General features: G+C 71.3%; 20 protein-coding genes. 11 read left to right on the forward strand and 9 right to left on the reverse strand.

Features of this window, described 5'->3' with window-relative positions; all coding sequences use genetic code 11:
- Nucleotides 1-28: 28 nt before the first annotated feature.
- From OHA17_RS04165 to OHA17_RS04180, 4 genes are read left to right on the forward strand one after another with little or no spacing between them, the layout of a single operon-like run.
- Complete coding sequence (locus tag OHA17_RS04165; protein ID WP_406504135.1) at nt 29-742, forward strand: NDP-sugar synthase; 714 nt, start codon at nt 29-31, stop codon at nt 740-742.
- A 7-nt stretch (nt 743-749) separates the two neighbouring features.
- On the forward strand, nt 750-1,658 hold the full coding sequence (locus OHA17_RS04170; RefSeq protein ID WP_406504137.1) for an NAD-dependent epimerase/dehydratase family protein: 909 nt from the start codon (nt 750-752) through the stop codon (nt 1,656-1,658).
- Nucleotides 1,655-2,317, forward strand: coding sequence for a spherulation-specific family 4 protein (locus OHA17_RS04175; protein ID WP_406510630.1), 663 nt, complete (start codon nt 1,655-1,657; stop codon nt 2,315-2,317). The genes OHA17_RS04170 and OHA17_RS04175 overlap by 4 nt, the downstream gene beginning before the upstream one ends.
- Nucleotides 2,314-3,237: an endo alpha-1,4 polygalactosaminidase gene (locus tag OHA17_RS04180; protein ID WP_406504139.1), complete on the forward strand. Its 924-nt coding sequence runs from the start codon at nt 2,314-2,316 to the stop codon at nt 3,235-3,237. The genes OHA17_RS04175 and OHA17_RS04180 overlap by 4 nt, the downstream gene beginning before the upstream one ends.
- Before the next feature lie 4 nt (nt 3,238-3,241).
- Here OHA17_RS04180 and OHA17_RS04185 read toward each other — a convergent pair whose 3' ends face one another.
- Together OHA17_RS04185 and OHA17_RS04190 are read right to left on the reverse strand one after the other, a co-directional pair.
- A complete protein-coding gene (locus OHA17_RS04185) occupies nt 3,242-4,165 on the reverse strand; it encodes an AEC family transporter (protein WP_406504141.1) in 924 nt (307 codons plus the stop codon).
- Nucleotides 4,166-4,243: 78 nt separating this feature from the next.
- Nucleotides 4,244-5,161, reverse strand: coding sequence for a LysR family transcriptional regulator (locus OHA17_RS04190; protein ID WP_406504142.1), 918 nt, complete (start codon nt 5,159-5,161; stop codon nt 4,244-4,246).
- Nucleotides 5,162-5,361: 200 nt separating this feature from the next.
- On the opposite strand from OHA17_RS04190, the gene OHA17_RS04195 reads away from it, so the two are divergent.
- Nucleotides 5,362-5,712, forward strand: coding sequence for a DoxX family protein (locus tag OHA17_RS04195; RefSeq protein WP_406504144.1), 351 nt, complete (start codon nt 5,362-5,364; stop codon nt 5,710-5,712).
- A gap of 51 nt (nt 5,713-5,763) precedes the next feature.
- Here OHA17_RS04195 and OHA17_RS04200 read toward each other — a convergent pair whose 3' ends face one another.
- The 3 genes from OHA17_RS04200 to OHA17_RS04210 form a co-directional block, all read right to left on the reverse strand.
- A complete protein-coding gene (locus tag OHA17_RS04200) occupies nt 5,764-7,200 on the reverse strand; it encodes a benzaldehyde dehydrogenase (protein WP_406504146.1) in 1,437 nt (478 codons plus the stop codon).
- Nucleotides 7,201-7,431: 231 nt separating this feature from the next.
- Nucleotides 7,432-8,616 carry a thiolase family protein gene (locus OHA17_RS04205; protein WP_406504147.1) on the reverse strand — a complete coding sequence of 395 codons (1,185 nt, stop codon included), beginning with the start codon at nt 8,614-8,616 and terminating at the stop codon, nt 7,432-7,434.
- A gap of 147 nt (nt 8,617-8,763) precedes the next feature.
- Nucleotides 8,764-9,057, reverse strand: a complete 294-nt coding sequence (locus OHA17_RS04210; RefSeq protein WP_406504149.1) for a hypothetical protein — start codon at nt 9,055-9,057, stop codon at nt 8,764-8,766.
- Between the two features lie 162 nt (nt 9,058-9,219).
- Here OHA17_RS04210 and OHA17_RS04215 point away from each other — a divergent pair, with 162 nt between their 5' ends.
- Both OHA17_RS04215 and OHA17_RS04220 read left to right on the forward strand, forming a co-directional pair.
- Nucleotides 9,220-9,471 carry a type II toxin-antitoxin system Phd/YefM family antitoxin gene (locus OHA17_RS04215; protein ID WP_406504151.1) on the forward strand — a complete coding sequence of 84 codons (252 nt, stop codon included), beginning with the start codon at nt 9,220-9,222 and terminating at the stop codon, nt 9,469-9,471.
- Nucleotides 9,468-9,719 carry a type II toxin-antitoxin system RelE/ParE family toxin gene (locus OHA17_RS04220; RefSeq protein WP_406504153.1) on the forward strand — a complete coding sequence of 84 codons (252 nt, stop codon included), beginning with the start codon at nt 9,468-9,470 and terminating at the stop codon, nt 9,717-9,719. Before OHA17_RS04215 ends, OHA17_RS04220 begins: the two co-directional genes overlap by 4 nt.
- Before the next feature lie 43 nt (nt 9,720-9,762).
- On the opposite strand, the gene OHA17_RS04225 is transcribed toward OHA17_RS04220, so the two are convergent.
- A complete protein-coding gene (locus OHA17_RS04225; RefSeq protein WP_406504155.1) occupies nt 9,763-10,785 on the reverse strand; it encodes a LacI family DNA-binding transcriptional regulator in 1,023 nt (340 codons plus the stop codon).
- A 247-nt stretch (nt 10,786-11,032) separates the two neighbouring features.
- Here OHA17_RS04225 and OHA17_RS04230 point away from each other — a divergent pair, with 247 nt between their 5' ends.
- Together OHA17_RS04230 and OHA17_RS04235 are read left to right on the forward strand one after the other, a co-directional pair.
- A complete protein-coding gene (locus tag OHA17_RS04230; RefSeq protein ID WP_406504157.1) occupies nt 11,033-12,274 on the forward strand; it encodes an MFS transporter in 1,242 nt (413 codons plus the stop codon).
- 157 nt (nt 12,275-12,431) lie between these two features.
- Nucleotides 12,432-13,127: an alpha/beta fold hydrolase gene (locus OHA17_RS04235; protein ID WP_406504159.1), complete on the forward strand. Its 696-nt coding sequence runs from the start codon at nt 12,432-12,434 to the stop codon at nt 13,125-13,127.
- A 63-nt stretch (nt 13,128-13,190) separates the two neighbouring features.
- Here OHA17_RS04235 and OHA17_RS04240 read toward each other — a convergent pair whose 3' ends face one another.
- Nucleotides 13,191-13,829, reverse strand: coding sequence for an isochorismatase family protein (locus OHA17_RS04240; protein WP_406504161.1), 639 nt, complete (start codon nt 13,827-13,829; stop codon nt 13,191-13,193).
- An 84-nt stretch (nt 13,830-13,913) separates the two neighbouring features.
- Nucleotides 13,914-14,906 (reverse strand): GlxA family transcriptional regulator, encoded by a 993-nt coding sequence (locus OHA17_RS04245; RefSeq protein WP_406504163.1) that lies wholly within the window; start codon nt 14,904-14,906, stop codon nt 13,914-13,916.
- A 138-nt stretch (nt 14,907-15,044) separates the two neighbouring features.
- Here OHA17_RS04245 and OHA17_RS04250 point away from each other — a divergent pair, with 138 nt between their 5' ends.
- Nucleotides 15,045-15,248 carry a hypothetical protein gene (locus tag OHA17_RS04250; RefSeq protein ID WP_406510631.1) on the forward strand — a complete coding sequence of 68 codons (204 nt, stop codon included), beginning with the start codon at nt 15,045-15,047 and terminating at the stop codon, nt 15,246-15,248.
- Nucleotides 15,249-15,390: 142 nt separating this feature from the next.
- Entirely contained in the window at nt 15,391-16,884 is a 1,494-nt protein-coding gene (locus tag OHA17_RS04255; protein WP_406504165.1) for a flotillin family protein, read from the forward strand.
- Between the two features lie 114 nt (nt 16,885-16,998).
- Here the strand turns inward: OHA17_RS04255 and OHA17_RS04260 are convergent, their stop codons facing one another.
- The gene (locus OHA17_RS04260) at nt 16,999-18,450 is read right to left on the reverse strand and encodes an APC family permease (RefSeq protein ID WP_406504167.1); all 1,452 of its coding nucleotides are present in this window, start codon (nt 18,448-18,450) and stop codon (nt 16,999-17,001) included.
- Nucleotides 18,451-18,577 lie beyond the last annotated feature (127 nt).

Here is an 18,577-nt window from a genome sequence, read left to right on the forward strand (position 1 = left end):
CGCAAGGCCCATCCTCAGGGAGGCTCCCATGCACGCAGTGATACTCGCCGGAGGCAAGGGCGTCCGGCTGCGGCCGTACACCACGGCGCTGCCCAAGCCGCTGGTCCCGATCGGCGACCAGCACGCGATCCTGGAGATCGTGCTGCGCCAACTCGCGGCCGCCGGGTTCACCGGATGCACCATCGCGATCGGCCACCTGGGCCAGATCATCCGTGCCTATGTGGGCGACGGCGAACGCTGGGGTCTCGACATCGACTACAGCACCGAGGAGAGCCCGCTCGGCACGATCGGCCCGCTGCTCACCATGCGGGACCGACTGCCGGAGTCCTTCCTCGTCATGAACGGGGACATCCTCACCGACCTCGACTACGCGGACGTGCTCACCCGGCACCGCGCCAGCGGCGCCCCGCTCACGATCGCCACGTACGCCCGCAAGGTGCTCATCGACTTCGGGGTGCTGACCACCGACGACAACAAGGTGGTGGCGTTCACCGAGAAGCCGAGCATGGACTACCGGGTCTCGATGGGCGTGTACGGCCTGTCCCTCGACACACTGGCCGGCTATACGCCGGGCCTGCCGCTGGGCTTCGACGAGCTGGTGCTCGACCTCCTCAAGGCCGAAACCCCGCCGCACGCCTACGCGTTCGACGGGTACTGGCTCGACATCGGGCGCCCGGACGACTACGACCGGGCGAACGCCGAGTTCACCACCCACCGTTCCCTCCTGCTCAAGGGGGCCTGACCCGCCCATGCGCATTCTCGTACTGGGCCACAGCGGCTACCTGGGCGGCCATGTCGCCCGGGAGCTGCGCGCCCTGCCCGGCGTGCGGTTCTTCGGCGCGGGCCGGGGCCCGACGGCGGACCTCGCCGTGGACCTCGCCACCGTCGGCCCCGGCCCGCTCGCCGAACGGCTCTTCACGTACGCCCCCGATGCCGTCATCAACTGCGCCGGGGCGGTGGGACCGCAGTCGGTGGCGCTGGCCGAGGTCAATGTCCGGGGCCCGGCCGTGCTGTGCGCGGCGCTGCGCGAGGCCGCCCCGACCGCCCGGCTCGTCCACTTCGGCTCGGCCGCCGAGTACGGGCCGAGCGGGATCGGGGAGCACGTCACCGAGCAGTCCGCGGCTCGCCCGAGCACGCTGTACGGAGCCACCAAGCTGGCGGGCACCCTGGCCGTCACCTCCTCCGGTCTGGACGCCGTGGTGCTGCGAATCACCAACCCGGTCGGTCCCGGCGCGCCCGCCGCCGGGCTGCCGGGCCGCCTCGCCCGGCAGTTGCGCGATCTGGGGCCCCGTTCCTCGGTGCGGCTCGGCGACCTCTCCGCGCACCGCGATTTCGTGGACGCGCGGGACGTCGCCCACGCCGCGGTCCTGGCGGCCACCGAGGGCGGCCCGCTGCCCCCGGTCCTGAACATCGCGCGCGGACAGGCCGTCCCGGTAAGGGAGTTGGTGTACGAACTGGTCCGCGCCGCGGGGTTCAAGGGCCACATCGAGGAGAACGCCGAGGGCTCGGCGCGCTCGGCGGACGTGCCCTGGCAGTGCTCCGACCCGAGCGCGGCCCGCACCACCCTGGGCTGGTCTCCCCAGTACGCCCTCGCCGATTCGGTGTCCGCGCTGTGGGCGGCCGTGCGCGCCGAGCCGGACCGGGAACCGGTGCACTGATGCTGCTCGTTCCGCTCTACGTCCACCCCGCCGAGGACCCGGCGGCCTGGCGGCGGCTCGCCGAGGCGGCGGCCGGCCTCTACGGGGTGGTGCTCAACGCGGCGGACGGTCCGGGCGCCGCCCCGGACCCGGCGTTCATCGAGCCGGTCGAGGCGCTGCGCTCGGCCGGCGTCCGGGTGCTCGGCTATGTCGACCTGGACTACGGCGCCCGGCCGCCCGCCGACGTAGTGCGGGACGTCGAGCGGCATCGCGCCTGGTACGGGGCCGACGGCTGCTTCCTGGACCGGGCGCCCGCCGACCGGACCGGGCTGCCGTTCGTGCGGCAGGTCGCCCGGGCCGCGCGGCGGGCGGGCGCGGCCACCGTGGTGCTCAACCCGGGGGTGCATCCCGCCCCCGGGTATCTCCGGATCGCCGATCTCCTCGTCACCTTCGAAGGACACTGGGACACGTACGTGTCCGCCTTCACCCGCCCCGGCTGGGCCGACCGCCAGCCGCCGGAGCGCCTGTGCCACCTGGTGTACGGCGTGCCCGGGGCGCTCCTCGCGCTCGCCCTGCGAACGACCGGGGACCGCGGCGCGGGTGTGTGCTGCGTGGTCGAACGCGAGCTACCCAATCCGTGGGCGGCGCTGCCGCCCGTGCTTCCCGGAAAGACGCCATGAACCGCACCCTGGCCCGCAACCCGATGGCGCTGCTCTGCACCGCCGTCGCCCTGCTCCTGCTCGCCACCGCCTGTTCGTCCGACCCCTCGGACGACGACGCGGACGGCCCGGACACCCCGCGGCCGACGGCCACACCCTCCCCTTCCCACTCCTCCACCACAACGCCCAAGCCGAGCACGCCCGCCACTCCATCCCCCTCCCCGAGCGGTTCGGCCCCGGCGAAGCCGTGGCAGCCGAGGCCCGGCACCGCCTGGCAGTGGCAGCTCAACGGCCGGGTGCAGGACGGCCCCGATGTCCCGGTGTACGACATCGACGGCTTCGAGAACACCGCGGCCGACGTCGCCAAGCTGCACGGCCAGGGCCGCAAGGCGATCTGCTACATCAACGCGGGCGCCTGGGAGAACTTCCGGCCCGACAAGGGGGACTTCCCGGCCGCGGTACAGGGCGAGAACAACGGCTGGGAGGGCGAGCGCTGGCTCGACATCCGGCAGATCGACGTGCTGCGTCCGCTGATGGAGCGCCGCTTCGACATGTGCAAGCAGAAGGGCTTCGACGCGGTGGAGCCCGACCTGATGGACGGCTACGCCAACAAGACGGGCTTCCCGCTCACGGCCGCGGACCAGCTGGCGTACAACCGCATGCTCTCCGGGATCGCGCACGCGCGGGGTCTCGCGGTGGGGCTCAAGAACGATCTCCAGCAGATCCCCGAGCTGGTGCCGGACTTCGAGTTCGCGGTCAACGAGCAGTGCGCGCAGTACGACGAGTGCGCCAAGCTCACGCCGTTCGTGAAGGCGGACAAGGCGGTGTTCCACGTCGAGTACGAGCTGCCCAACAAGGACTTCTGCGCCGAGTCCGACAAGCTCGGGCTCTCCTCGATGCGCAAGAACCTCAAGCTGGACGTCTGGCGCCAGCCCTGCTGAGCGGTCAGCCGAGGAGTACGGCGATCAGGGAGAGGGACGCCATCGACAGGAGGGTCGAGAACAGCACGGTGTCCCTGGGGAGCGACGTGTCGAGCCGGTATTCGGAGGCGAAGATGAAGGCGTTCTGCGCCGTGGGCAGTCCGGCGCAGAGCACCACCGCGAACAGCTCGTGCCCGCCGAGCCCGAAGGCCCACCTGCCCAACCCGTAGGCGAGCAGCGGCTGTACGGCGATCTTGAGGGCGGCGAGCAGGCCGCGCTCGGCCCGCTCCCCCGGGTCGGCCGCGGCCCGTGCGGTGAGCGACATGCCGAGCGCGAACAGGGCTGCGGGTACGGCACCGCCGCCGAGGATGGTGAGCGGCGAGGTCACCTCGTCGGGCAGGCGCAGCCCGAGCGCGGCGACGGCCACGCCCGCGGCCGATGCCCCAACTACCGGGTTGCGTATGGGCAGTTGGAGCATCCGCAGCCAGCGCCTGCCCGCGTCCCGGCGCACGTCGAGTTCTATGAGCACCAGGATCAGCGGCGTGATGAACAGCATCTGGAACAGGGCCGCCGCCACGATGAACGACGTGTCGTGCAGGACGTGCACGGCGACCGGGATGCCGAGGTTCGCCGAGTTCACATAGGACGCGGCCATCGCGCCGATCGCCTGCTCGGCCTTCTTGCGCCTGAAGAGCCGCCTGCTCGCGACCAGCCCCGCGGCGAACACGGCGAGCAGGCTGAGGGCGAACACCGCGACGCCGGGCTGCGCCAGCTCGCCGGGCCGCGACTTCGCCATCGTGAGGAACAGCAGCGAGGGCATGGCGAAGGTGAACGCGAAGCGCCCGAGGACCTGTTGGGCCTGGTCACCGAGCAGGTTGAACCGCCCGGCGGCCCAGCCGAACGCCGTGATGGTCCAGATGGGCAGGAAGCCGGAGAGAACCGAGTGCACCGGCCAAGGATGCCCGAGCGGTGTCCGATGGCGGCGGCCGGGGTCGCGATATCCGAACGGCCGTCCGTGTCCGGCCCGTCACGTACCGCGCACGTCGTCCTGCCGGGGTGGCCCGCTCTCCAGGCAGCAGCGGACGAAGTCCTGGACGACCGGGTTGCCGTCGTCGCCGGGTGCCCAGGCGACGCCGACCTGGCTGGGGCTGACGCCGCTGACGGGCCGGTAGGTGACGCCGGGGCGGGCGTAGAAACGGGCGGCGGATTCCGGAGCGAGCGCGATCCCGTAGCCGTTGGCGATGGCGCTGAGCCAGTCGTCCGGTTGGTCGGTGACGGCGCCGACGCGGGGTGGGTGGCCCTCGCGCTCGTCGGTGGCCAGCCAGTACTCCCGCCACCGGCCGGACTCGGGCGGGGCCGCCACGAACGGCTCGTCCCAAAGGTCGTGGAAGGGGATGAGGTCGCGTGCGGCGAAGGGGTGGGCGGCGGGCAGGGCGACCCAGCGGGGTTCGGTAAGGAGCACCTCCACCCGCAGGTCCTCCTGGCCGGGAAAGGGCAGCCGTAGCAGGGCGACGTCGACGTCCCCGTCGGCCAGCCCGGCGGTCGGGTTCGACCAGGCGGCCTGGCGCATCTCGACCCTCCAGCCCGGCCGGCGACGGGCGAACGCCGCGACGATGTGCTGGGTCGCCTCGTTGGCGGCGCTGGCCATGAAGCCGACCCGCAGCACGCGCTCCGCCCGGCCGGCCGCGCTTCTGGTCTCCCGTAGCGTCCGGTCCCACTCGGCCAGCAGCGCGGGTACCCGCTCCGCCAGGGACCGACCCGGTTCGGTGAGGACCGTACCCGCGCGGGACCGCGTGAAGAGCCGCACGCCGAGCCGGCTCTCCAGTTGCTTGATCTGCTTGGTCAGCGCCGGTTGGGACACGAACAACCGCTCCGCCGCGCGGGTCAGGTTCCCTTCCTCCGCCACCGCGACGAAGTAGCGCAGCAACCGGGTGTCGACGTCCATGCCCTCAGGTTATAGACGCGGGTATTGGACGCCCGACGCCGGGCTTGGTGAGGCTTGTCGTAACGGGCGGGTACGCAGCAGCTACCCGTCAAGGCTCACGATCCCCTGGGAGAAGCCATGCCTGTCTTGATGATCCGCCACCAAGTGGCCGACGAAGGTGCCACGGCTCCTACCGGCTGCTCGGCTGAAGGGGGACGCGCGTGTTCATCGGCTACGTGATCGTCACCGTCATCACCATCGTGGCCAACGCCGCCATCGCGGGGGCCGACTTCGCGAAGGCCAGGTTCGTCCTCGACAACATGGCCGAGGTCGGTCTCCCGCCATCATCGCTCCCCGCCTTCGCCGTGCTCAAGGCCGCCGGAGCCGTCGGGCTGGCACTCGGGCTCCTGGGAGTTCGGCTCCTCGGCATCGCCGCCGCGGTCGGTCTTGTGCTGTTCTTCCTCGGTGCCGTCGTCAGACACGTACAGACCCGCGTGTATCACAACATGGCGTTTCCCGGGACCTTTCTGGCGTTGTCCGTGGCCTCCCTCGCCCTCGCCCTGGCACGGTGAACACCGACCCGCACGCCCTGGTCGGCAGGGCGAACGTCGCCGGATGCGGCACTAGAACGGATGGCCCGCCGGTTCGCGGCGCACCGTGGTCCAGCGCAGTTCGGTGAAGGCGTCCAGGTTGGCCGAGCCGCCGAACCGGGCGCCGGTCCCTGAGGCCGCGATCCCGCCGAAGGGCGCGACCGCCTCGTCGTTGACCGTCTGGTCGTTGATGTGGGCGATCCCGGTCGGGATGCGGTCGGCGAGTTCCAGGCCGAGCGCGGTGTCCCGGGTGACGATGCCGAGCGAGAGACCGTACGGTCCTGCCGCCGCCAGGGCCGCCGCCTCGTCCGGGGTGGCGAACGGGCGGACCGGCGCGACCGGGCCGAAGACCTCCTCGGCATAGGCGGGGGTGTGGTCGTCGACGTCGGCGAGCACGGTGGGGCGGTAGAAGAGGTCCCGGTGGGTGCCGCCCGCGACGAGCCGGGCGCCGCGCGCGGTGCTGGACTCCACCAGGCCGTGGACCTTGGCGAGTTGGGCCCGGTCGATGACGGGGCCCAGGTGGACCTGCTCGCGGTACGGGTCGCCGACGGCCAGCGCGTCGGCCTTGGCGGCGAGCCGCTCGACGTACTCCTCGTACAACGAGGCGTGCACGAGGTGCCGGCCGGTGGTCATGCAGATCTGGCCCTGGTGGAAGAAGGACCCCCAGGTGGCTTGGGCGATCGCGCCCTCGATGTCGGCGTCGGCGAGCACGACGAGTGCCGAGTTGCCGCCCAACTCCAGGTGGGCGCGCTTGAGTTGACGGCCCGCCGCCTCGCCGACCCGGCGTCCGGCGGCGGTCGATCCGGTGAACGAGATGACGGGGATCCGCGGGTCGGCGACGAGCGCCTGACCGGTCTCGGCGCCGCCGGGCAGGATGTGCAGCAGTCCCTCGGGCAGTCCGGCCTCTGCGAACACCGCCCCGAGCGCGAGCCCGCCGCAGACGGCGGTACGGGGGTCGGGCTTGAGCAGCACCGCGTTGCCGAGCGCGAGGGCGGGGGCCACCGAGCGGATGGAGAGGATGAGCGGGGCATTGAACGGGGCGATCACGCCGGTCACGCCGACAGGGACCCGCCGGGTGTACGAGAGCCGGGGCTGCTCGCTCGGCAGCACCTCGCCGAGCGGCCGGGAGGCGAGAGCGGCCGCCTCGTAGCACTCCTGCGCGGCGACGTGCAGCTCGAAGTCCGCCTTGCCGGGCACCGATCCGGACTCGCGGACCAGCCATTCCCGCAGCTCGTCGGCGTGGTGCGCGAACAGGTCGCCCGCCCGGCGCAGGACGGCCGCACGCGCGAAGTGCGGGGTCCGCGCCCAGGCGCCCTGCGCCGCCGCGGCGGCTTCGGCGGCCACCTCGACGTCCTCGCCGACGGCGAGGGTGACGACACCGAGCGACTCCCCCGTGGCGGGCTCGACGACCTCGTACTCACCCCCGGCAAGCGTTCTGGGCTGCCACGTCTTGGGGTCGAGCAGGGTCATGAAGCCTCTCCAGTCACTCTGTCGTCCGTGGGGAGTCCCGTAGGTGTCGCGCCGGGCACACCCTCCCTCAACTGCCGTACAGGGAACACCAGTTGAGCAGGGCATGCGGATGTATCCGGTAAGGGACACGGCCAGCCGGGTGCGCGAGCGGCCATCGTAAGGTGATTCACCGCTCAACGAAACCCGGAGCGGCCGCCTCGGGATTCACAACTCCGTTGCATACCAGGGCTGTTAGCGCTCCAGCACGAGGGCGAGACCCTGGCCCACTCCGATGCAGAGGGCCGCGAGGCCCGTGCCGGAGCCGGCGGCGGCCAGCTGGTGTGCGACGGCTCCGGCGAGCCGGGCGCCGGAGGCGCCGAGCGGGTGGCCGATGGCGATGGCGCCGCCGCGGGGGTTGACCACGGCGGGGTCGAGGCCGGGCCATTCGGCGAGGCAGCCGAGCGACTGGGCGGCGAACGCCTCGTTCAGCTCGAAGGTGGTGAGGTCGCCGAAGTCCCTGCCCGCCTTGGCGAGCGCCTTGCGGACGGCTTCGACCGGGCCGAGCCCGAAGAGCTGAGGCTCGATGCCGGTCACGGCGGAGCTGCGGATGCGGGCGAGCGGCTCACGGCCGGTGGCGCGCAGCCCCTCCTCGTCGACGAGGAGCAGGGCCGCGGCGCCGTCGTTGAGCGGCGAGGCGTTGCCCGCGGTCACCGAACCGTCCGTGCGGAAGGCCGGCTTGAGCCGGGCGAGCGCCTCCAGGGTGGAGGACTCCCGGATGCATTCGTCGCGGACCAGGTCGACACCGTCGTACGGGACGACCTCGCCGTCGTACAGACTCTTGGCCCATGCCTCGGCGGCCTTGCGGTGGCTGTCGAGGGCGAAGGCGTCCTGCTGTTCGCGGGTGATGCCGTGCTTGTCGGCGATGAGTTCGGCGCCCTCGCCGAGGGCGACCGTCCACTCGGCGGGCATCTTCGGGTTGGTCATGCGCCAGCCGAGGGTGGTCGAGTACATCTGCTGGTGGCCGGCGGGGAAGGCGCGCTCGGGCTTCTGGACGACCCAGGGGGCGCGGGACATCGACTCGACGCCGCCCGCGACGGCGATCGAGGCGTCGCCGACGGCGATGGCGCGGGCCGCCTGGATCACGGCTTCGAGGCCGGAGCCGCAGAGGCGGTTGACGGTGACGCCCGGGACCGAGACGGGCAGCCCGGCGAGCAGCACGGCCATGCGGGCCACATCGCGGTTGTCCTCCCCCGCGCCGTTGGCGTCACCGAAGTACACGTCGTCGATGCGGGCCGGGTCGAGCTCCGGGGTGCGCTCCACCAGCGACCTGACCACGTGCGCGGCGAGGTCGTCGGGCCGCACCAGGGCGAGCGCACCCCCGAACTTGCCGATCGGGGTGCGGACGGCGTCGACGATGTACACGTCGCGGATGCTCATCGGGTCTCTCCCACGGATCTCCTCACCGGTTCGGGGCCGCCACGGCGGCTTGTTCGCCCAGTGAAGTGATGTTCATGAATGGCTGCGCCCGAGTCTCTGCCCACCACCGTCCGCTGTCAACGGGCCCCGGCCACAACGCGATCACCGTCACGGCCGGGCCGGGACCTCCCTGAGCACCACGCCGAGCCCGATGTCGAGTTCGGACCCGTCGACGAGCACCGCCTCGACGGCTCTGGTGGCGGAGTCGATCTCGGCCTCGATGCCGTGCCCGGCGTACCGCGGATAGCCCGAGACCCCCCACTCACCGGTGGCCTCGACGACGGCGGACCGCACGGCGCTGTCCACCACCGAGGCACCGCCCCGGTCCTCGACGTGCTCGGGAACGAGCAGGATCTCGAAACGCTGGGGGTGGCGACGGGCGCGCTGCGGTTGGTTGCTCATGCTCCGACGCTAAACACCCGGGGGCCCGACCGCACGCCGTCTCTCGGCGCCGGTCCAACCGTCGGAAGCGATCCGGCGGGGCAGCCCCGAAGGTCCGGAAGCGTCGGCCAGACCAAGTTCAATCCGGTGTGCACTAGATTAACCTTGTGGCATCATGTGGGCATGACTGAGATTGCGATCAGCAAGGCCCGCTCCGAACTGGGCGACCTCGTGCGGCGCGCCGCACACGGCCACGAGACCATCGCGCTCACCGACCACGGCCACGTCGCGGCGCTCCTGGTGTCACCCCAGGTGATAGAGGATCTTGAGGACTCCCTGGCGATCTCCGAACGCGAGCGACGCAAGGCGCAGGGCACCCTCGGCGAGGGCGTCAGTCACGAAGAGGTCGGCCGCATGCTGGGGCTGCGTACGTGACGTACAGCATCATCTGGGAGCCCGAGGCCACCAGCGCCGCAGTGCGGTTCCTCAAGGACGATCCGCAGGGGCTTGCCGCGCTGTACGAAGCCGTTGACGCCCTGGCCGAGGATCCCCTGCCCGCCACCTCAGCACCGTACGGAAGCGAGTACCGGCGCCTGAGAGTCGGCTCCTACCGGGCGCTGTACATCATTGATGACGAAGTCATCCGCATCCTCGTCACCCACGTCGGGCGCATGTCCAGCTAGCGCGCTTCATCCCCGTCGGCACCCTCCGGGCCGTCCCGTCCACTCAGCTCGATTCGCGCGGCAGCGCCCTGGCGCCCATCAGGTCGTGCCGCTCCGGGGTGCCGTCCGGGTCGCGCACCACGCGGTCGACCAGCTCGGCCAGGTGGCGGCCGGTCACCATCTCCACGTGGACCGTGCTCAGGCGGGGGCGGAGCAGTCGGCCGAGCAGGAGGTCGTCCGCGCCGATCACCGCGGTCTCACCGGGGACATCGATGTCAGCGTCCTGGAGGGCGCTCATCAGGAGCATCGCGTACTCGTCGTTGTAGGCGAACACCGCGTCGAGGCCCAACTCGCGCCAGCGGCCCGCCAGTTCGGCCGCCGACTCCTCCGTGTACGCCATCGTCACCGGCTCGATCACCGCGTCGGTGCCGTGCGCGGCCTTGCGGGCGCCGGCCAGGCGGGGCTTGGAGAAGAGTTCGAGGCCGGACTCCTCGGGGATCAGCACGCCGATGCGGCGGCGGCCCCGCTCGCGGAGGTGGGCCACCGCGCTCTCGCCGATCTCGCGCTGGTCCATCACGAGCGCGTGGGCGCCCTCGACGCGCTGCGGGCCGAGCGTTATGACCGCCCGGGCCCCGGAGCGCTTGAGGAGTTGGACGCCCTGCGGGGTGAGTTCGATCTCGCCGAGCGAGACCACGGCGACCGGCCGCAGTTCGGCCCACGCGCGGGCCGCCTCGTCCGCGCCGAGCCCGAGGCTGCCGTACTGGACGACCGTGTAGTCCAGTCGACGCAGCTCCCACTGGAGCTCGTTGAAGAACCGGCTGTAGAGGGGGCCGACCGGGATGTGGGCCGTGGGCAGCAGCACGATCCGGGTGTGGCCGGCGCGCAGGCTGCGGGCCGCGGCGTGCGGGACATAGCCCAGTTCCTCGGCGGCGGCGCGGACGCGGACCCGGGTGGGTTCGCTGATCCGCACGGCCGAGGTGTTGTTGAGCACGTAGCTCACGGTCGCCCGCGAGACCCCGGCCAGGCGGGCCACATCGGCGCTGGTCGGGACGGGACGGTCGGCAGGCTGCTTGGGTGTCTGGCTCATCGCGATCGGCATCTTTCCAGACGCATCCCGCTCGGGGTCTAGCGGATGGCCTGAATTCGATGCTACACAGTGCTTACACGAGCAATTGACACGTGTCACCAAACCCATCGGATGGCCTCGCCCCTTGCGGTCACCGGTGTCACGCAGGCGACCTTCCAGCCCGGGACCCCTCAATTCCGGCCGGTCAGGACGCACCCCTCGCCGCTCGTGCACCCCTCATCCGCCTCCTCACTCCTCGGAGGGCAGCGTGGCCCTTTCCTCCCCCGGCACAGGCATCCCGGTGGCCGTCACCGCCCCGGCTCCCCGGCCCGCACGCGGGCTGCTTCCGCTGCTCCTGCTCGGCAACACCGCCATGTACGCCCTCTACATCGGCGTGCCCGGCGTGCTGCTCGCGCTCCAGATCGAGCACATCGACGCGGCGCACAAGGTCGCCGACTTCGGTCTCGTCTCGGGTGTCTCGGCAATCTTCGCGACCGTGTTCAACCCGGTGGCGGGCGCGCTCTCCGACCGCTCGGGGCGCCGCAATCCCTGGATCCTCGGCGGCGGCCTGCTCGCGCTGCCGGTGATGTTCCTGCTCGGCACGGTCCACACGATCCTGCTGGTCACCATCGTGTGGTGTCTGGGCCAGGCCGTCCTCAACGTCTACCAGGCCGCCCTCACCTCGGTCGTCCCCGACCGGGTGCCGATGGCCGCGCGCGGCAAGGCGTCGGCCGCGGTCGGGCTCGGGCTGCCGTTCGGCTCGACCATCGGCGCGCTGCTCGGCGCGGCCTTCTCCGATCACTACCGCACCGGCTACCTGCTCTTCGGCGCGCTCGTCGCGGCCGCCGCGGTGATCTTCACCGCCGGCACGCGCGAGGAGCGGCGGCCCGCCAAGGCGCCGCTGCCCGTCGCACGACAGCTCGCCGCGTTCACCGAGGCGCTGCGCGACCATGACTTCCGTTGGGCGTTCATCGGCCGCGCGCTGCTCGTGCTCGGCTACTTCGCGGTGGCTGGATATCAGCTCTACATCCTCCAGGACCACACCCAGCTGCCCGCCGGGCTGGAGCCCGAGCAGGCCGTGGCGATCCTGATGCCTGTCAACGCGCTCGCCATGGTCGTCTCGACGGTCCTCGGAGGTTGGCTGTCCGACCGGCACGACCGCCGCAAGCTGTTCGTCGGCGCTTCGGCCGCGCTGTCCGCGGCGGCCCTCGTCATCCCGGCCGTTTCGCCGGGCTGGCCCGCCATGATCGCATTCTCGGTCGTCAACGGCTTCGGCTGCTACATGGCGGTCGACACCGCGCTGGTCACCCTGGTCCTGCCGAAGGCCGAGGACGCCGCCCGCGACATGGGCGTCCTGAACGTCGCCAACGCGGGCCCGCAGATCGTCGCCCCCTTCGCGGCCTCGCTGATCGTCACGGTCAGCGGCGGCTACACCGCACTCTTCCTGGCCGGAGCGGCGCTCTCGGTCCTGGGCGCGCTCGCGGTGCGCCCGATCAGGTCCGTGCGCTGAGAGACGTACGGTTCCGGGCCGGCGCACACCTGACGGTCGTGCCGGTCCGGGATCCGTATCCGTACGGTTTTGGGGCGGGCCCGCGCCTGACCGCCGCCCGCCCCGGCTCCGTACACCGACCGCCCGACAGCAACCATCCGCACCGAAAGGCACCACCGTGCAGCTCAACACCCGCACCTGGGGAGAGGGCGACCGCGTCGCGCTCCTGATCCACGGGATCATGGCGGACCACCGCACCTGGCGGAAGGTCGGTCCCGCGCTCGCCGAGCGGGGCTACCGCGCCATCGCGGTGGACCTGCGCGGCCACGGGGCGAGCGGGCGTGGCGAGTACACCGCCGAGCTCTTCGCCGACGACCTCGTCGAAACCCTCCCGGCCGGCGCCGAGTTGGCGATCGGCCACTCCCTCGGCGGGCTCTCCCTGTCGCTCGCCGCCGAGCGGCTGCGGCCGGCCCGGGCGGTCTACTCGGACCCCGCCTGGCACGTCAACTCCCGCCAGGAGACGGCCAGTCCGGAAGTCTTCGCCCTGTTCAAGACGGCGACCCGGGCCATGGTCGCGGGGCTCAACCCGCGCTGGGAGGCCGAGGACGTCGACATCGAGCTGGAGACACTGAGGGTCTGGGACGAGAACACCGCGCTCGGCCTCGCCCCGATGTTCGGCACGGACCAGGCCCCCGCGAGGGCCGTCGTCCCCTCGCTCGTCCAGTTCGCCGACGCGAGCTTCCTGTACGACGCGGGCGAGGTGGCCCGCCTCGAAGCCCGCGGTTTCGAGGTGCGTACGGTCAAGGGCGCCGGGCACACCATCCACCGCGACGACTTCGAGGGGTTCATGGCGTCGCTGGACGGGTGGATCTGACGATTCGTCAAACACGCCGGGCGGCAGGGCACCCCCGTGGCCCTGCCGCCCGGCGCCGGGTCGTCACTCGGGCAGGTCGTCGACCTTGGCGACGACGATGCCGAACAGGTCCGTGATCGCGGTGAGCGCGGCGGCCTGGAGGGCGGCCGCGGGCAGCACCGTGCCGTCGGGGGCGGCGAGGGCCCGGGTGGCCGTGGTCTCGGCGACGACCGTGGGCCGGTACCCGAGATTGAAGGCGCCCTGGGCGGTGTAGTTGACGCACATGTGGGTCATGAAACCGCCGATGACCAGGTCCTTCCCACTGCCCGGGGCGGCGCCGAGCTCGCTCAGGGTCTTCTCCAGGTCGGTGAGGTGGAAGGCGTTGGGGACCTGCTTGACCACGACCGGCTCGCCGCCCCTCGGGGCGACCTCGTCGCTGATGGCGCCGATGTGGGCACGGATGTCGTACGGACCGCCCTCTCCCCCGTCGTTGATGACGTGCACGACCGGGGCGCAGGCGGCGCGGGCCCGTGCCAGCAGGCGCGCCCCGGCCGTGAGGGCCTCCTCTGCGCCTTCCAGGGCCATCACTCCGGTGCGGTAGGTGTTCTGGAAGTCGATCATGATCAGAACGGACTCGCTCAGCTTCGGCGGCTGGTTGTCCAGGCCGATCACGTCACGGAGGGTCGTGGAGGGGTGCTTCGTGGAGGACTGCTGCTGGCTCATCTCGGGCCTTTCATAAGGGAGTTGGGCATAGGGAGTTGGGCATGGCGAAGCCGTCCGGCTCGCGCGTGGTCAGGATGAGAAGGGTCAGGCGGGCTGGGTGCGGAAGCGCCGGCGGTACGCGGCCGGGGTGGTGGCGAGCTGCCGCTTGAACGCCCGGTGCAGGGTTTCGACCGAGCCGAGTCCGGCCGCTTCCGCGACCTCGTCGAGCGGGCAGTCGGTGGTCTCCAGGAGGCGCCGGGCCGCCTCGACCCGGGCGGCCTCGACGTAGGCGGCGGGGCTGGCGCCGGTCTCCTGTTTGAAGACGCGGGCGAAATGCCGCTCACTCAGGCACATGCGTGCCGCCAGAGCCTCCGCCGAGAGGTCGTCGCCGAGGTGATCGGCGATCCACAGCCGCAGCTCGTCGATGTCGCGCCGGGAGGTGGCGGGCCGGCTGAGCGGCACGGAGAACTGGCTCTGGCCGCCCTGCCGCCTGAGGTACATCACCAGTTGCCGGGCCACCGCGAGGGCCACGTCCTCGCCCTGGTCCTCGGCCACCAGCGCCAGCGCGAGGTCCAAGCAGGCGCTGATCCCCGCCCCGGTCCACAGCCGCCCCCGGTCGGTGCGCACGAAGATCGGGTCCGGGTCGACCGTGACCGCGGGGTGGTCGGCGGCGAGTTGGGCGGCGGTCGACCAGTGCGTGGTCGCCGTCCTCCCGTCGAGCAGGCCGGCCGCCGCCAGGACGTGGGCGCCGACGCACACCGAGGCCACCCGCCGAGCCTGCGGAGCGGTGTCCCTCACCCAGGCCACGACGTCCTTGTCGATGCGGGCGACCGGGCCTTCGTCGGTCATGTCCACCGCGCCGGGCACCAGCAGGGTGTCGACCCCCGCGCCGACCTCGTCGAAGGACAGGTCGGCGAGCAGCCGCACCCCCGCCGAGGTCCGCACCTCGCCGGAGGCGGGCCCGGCCAGGCGGACCTCGTATCCGGCGCCGCCCGCGGTCTCCCGGTTGGCCAGGGCGAAGACCTCGGCCGGTCCGGTGACGTCGAGGAGGTCGACATCGGGGAAGACCGCGATGACGACCCGGTGCGAAGTGGGCATGACCCCATCCTCACCGCCGGCCCCAGCGGCCGCAATGACGATTCCCTGTCACATCCGGACACGGGACCGGGCCACCCGCTCGCCGGAGCCCCGTCGCCGCATGGCCTCTCGGGTTAGGCTCCCCCGATGAGCGAGGACATGGTGGGGCTGCTCGGGCGGGTGACCGGAACGATCGGGCCCGGCCTTGTGGGCGAGGTCATCGTCAGGATCCGGGGCGGGGCCGAGCACTTCCTGGCCCACCCCGCGCCGGGCACCGGCCGGATCGAGACGGGGACGGTCGTGACGGTGGTGGAATATCTGCCTCCACGCACCGTGTACGTGATGTCCGCATACGACAACTGAGCGCTCCCACGCTCAAGTTGACCTGCGCTTTCACCCGTGCGTATCAAGATTGCGACAAGGAATCGTCAGCGTCTTCACGACACCCGCGGCCGGGAGCAAACTCCCTCCATCAGTGCCGAGCGGCACTGCATGAAGGGGGCGCATGCCGATGGTCATCGGCGTCGCGGCGGGACTGGTTCTCGCCGCCATCATCGTTCTGGTAGGCCTGTTCAAGCTGATGTGGCGGGTGGCCGAACCGAACGAAGCACTCGTCATCTCCGGTTCGAAGCACCGGACCGAGGGGCTCGGCGAAGGCATGGGGTTCCGGATCGTCACGGGTCGCGGAACCCTCGTACTGCCTGGTGTGCAGGCGGTCAGGAAGCTGTCGCTCGATCTCAACGAGACCGAGCTTTCGGTGGACTGCGTGACGCAGCAGGGCATTCCGCTGAAGGTGCGGGGCGTGGTCATCTTCAAGGTGGGCGACGACTTCGTGTCGATCGCCAACGCGGCCCGCCGCTTCCTCGACCAGCAGCGCATGATGGCGGAGCGGGTGCACAACGTCTTCGCCGGTCATCTCCGTTCCATCGTGGGCGGGTTGACGGTCGAGGACATGATCCGGGACCGGGAGAAGCTCACCGGGCAGACCCGGGCCGCGTGCGGTACGGAGATGGAGAAGCTCGGCCTGATCGTCGACTCGTTGCAGATCCACGAGATCGAGGACCCGACCGGGTACATCAAGAACCTGGCGATGCCGCACGCGGCCGCGGTGCAGCGCGACGCGCGGATCGCGCAGGCCGAGGCGAACCTGCGGGCCACCGAGGCCGAGCAGGCCGCGTTCGCGCGGATGTCGGAGGCGACCCGGGACAGCGAGATCCTCCAGGCCGGCTATCAGGCCGAGCGGGACAAGGCCGCGGCGAGCTCCCGGCAGGCGGGCCCGCTCGCGGACGCCGCCGCCCGGCAGGAGGTCGTGGTCCAGGAGACCCGGGTGGCCGAGCTGGAGGCGCAGCGCCGTGAGCAGCAGCTCCAGGCGGATGTGCGCAAGCCGGCCGATGCCCAGGCGTACGAGAAGCGGACGCTGGCCGAGGCCGAGCGTGACGCCCGCATCTCGGCCGCGCAGGCCAAGGCGAAGGAGACCGAGCTCGCGGCGGCGGCCGAGGCGACCCGGGTCAAGACGGCCGCGGCCGCCGAGGCCCAGGCCACCGAGGCGCGCGGGCTCGCGGCCGCGAAGGCGACCCGGGCGACGGGCGAGGCCGAGGCGTCGGCGACGCAGGCCAAGGGTCTCGCGCAGGCAGAGTCGGCGAAGGCCCAGGGCCTCGCGGAGGCCGAGGCCATCAAGGCACGCGCGGCGGCCCTCGCGGAGAACCAGGAGGCCGTCGTCGCCCAGCAGCTCGCCGAGAACTGGCCGCAGATCGTGGAGGCGGGCGCTTCCGCCTTCGGCAATGTGGAGCACATGGTGCTGCTCAACGGCGCCGAGGGCATGTCGGAGATGTTCGCGAAGGCCCTGACGATGGGCGGTACGGGTCTGGGACTGGCGCGGCAGCTCCTCGCGTCGATGAACCAGAACGGCGACTCCCCGAACGGGCATGCCCCGGGCACGAGTTCGCCTCTCCCCAAGTCGATACCGATCACGGAGGAGGTCCGGCCGGGCGACAAGTAGCGTACGGATACGTGGCATTGGCCATCGTGCGCAACCAGAGCCTCAAGTGCCCTATGGGATAAACGATTTGGTCCCCGTCCGGCATGCGGACGGGGGCCTTTCCGCAGAAGCGGCTCAGGCGGCGGGCAGTGTCTGCGCCGAAGTCTCGTCGAGGTACTCCTCGCGGATCTCGCGCGGCCCGAACGGCCAGACCTTCTCGAAGCGTGCCCACAGGACGAAGGCGACGCAGCCGAGTGCCAGCCAGGCCAGCGACCATTCGATGGGGTGGCGGCCGGGCGAGTTCTTGTCGGCGTAGCCGTAGATGGTGAGCCAGCCGACGAGGGCGATCAGGCTCGGCAGCGGGTAGAGCCACATCCGGTAGGGGCGGCGGAGCCCCGGCTGCCGCCTGCGCAGCACGGTCACGGCGAGGATCTGGGCGAGCGCCTGGACGATGACCATCACCGTGGTGAGGAGCTGGATGAGGGTGGTCAGATCGGTGTGGCGGCCGATCATGAAGCCGACGGCGGTGATGACGCCCATGGTGACCAGGCCCAGCATCGGGAAGCGGTGCTTGGGGTGCAGCTTGGCGTACGGGCGGAAGAACACCTTGTCGCGGGCGGCGTCGTACGGGACCCGGGAGCCGCCGAGCAGCCCGGTGAAGACGGAGGCGAACGCGGTGACCAGGATGAGGACGGTGACGACGTCGGCGGCGCCCTTGCCCCAGGTCTTCTCCAGGACCGCGGAGGCGACCGAGGTGGAGGCGATGTCGTTCGGGTCCAGCATCCGCTGCCAGTCGATGACGCCGAGGGTGCCGATCTGGAGCAGCAGGTAGATCGCCATGATGCCGAGGACGGAGTAGATGATGGAGCGCGGCAGGGTGCGCCCGGGGTCCTTGATCTCGGCGCCCATGTAGGCGGTGGTGTTGTAGCCGAGGTAGTCGTAGATGCCGATGGTGAGGCCTGCGGCGAATCCGATCCAGAAGTGACTGCTCGTCAACTCGAAGGCGCCAGAAGGGTAGTTGAAGGCGAGGTGCGGGCTGAAGTCGGTGACGGCGGCGGTGATCACCAGGGCCACCGAGGCGATCATCACGACCCACATCACCGCAGTGATCCTGGCGATGTGCTCGATGCCGCGCCAGAGCAGCAGGACCACGAGGACGATGATGCCGAGCCCGATCAGGTCACCGGAGGTCTTGCCGAGGTCCGGGGCGAGGTAGCCGAGGTACTGGACGAATCCGACGACGCCGGTGGACATGATGAGCGGGATGAAGAGCATGGCCGTCCACACGAAGAGGAACGGCATCAGCCGGCCCGTGCGGTACTGGAAGGCCTGGCGCAGATAGACGTAGCTGCCGCCGGATCCGGGCAGCGATGCGCCGAGTTCGGCCCAGATCAGCCCGTCGGCCAGGGCGAGTATCGCGCCCGCGACGAAGCCGATGACGGCCTGCGGCCCGCCGAAGGCGGCGACCATCAGCGGGATGGTCACGAAGGGGCCGATCCCGCACATCTGGCTCATGTTGATGGCGGTGGCCTGGAAGAGTCCGATCCGGCGGACGAAACCGCCGGCCGGCGGAGGGGTTCCGGACACTGGGGTCCTCCCTGGGCTGATGACGAGAAGAGGAAGCTCTGCTGCCGATTCGCCAGTGCAGGGATTCGCCTCGGCGTTGGGCGTGCTTAAGTTAAGGACCTTTACTTTCACCGTCAAGGGGTCGTCA

The sequence above is a fragment of the Streptomyces sp. NBC_00212 genome, assembly GCF_045206365.1.
GTDB lineage: Bacteria > Actinomycetota > Actinomycetes > Streptomycetales > Streptomycetaceae > Streptomyces.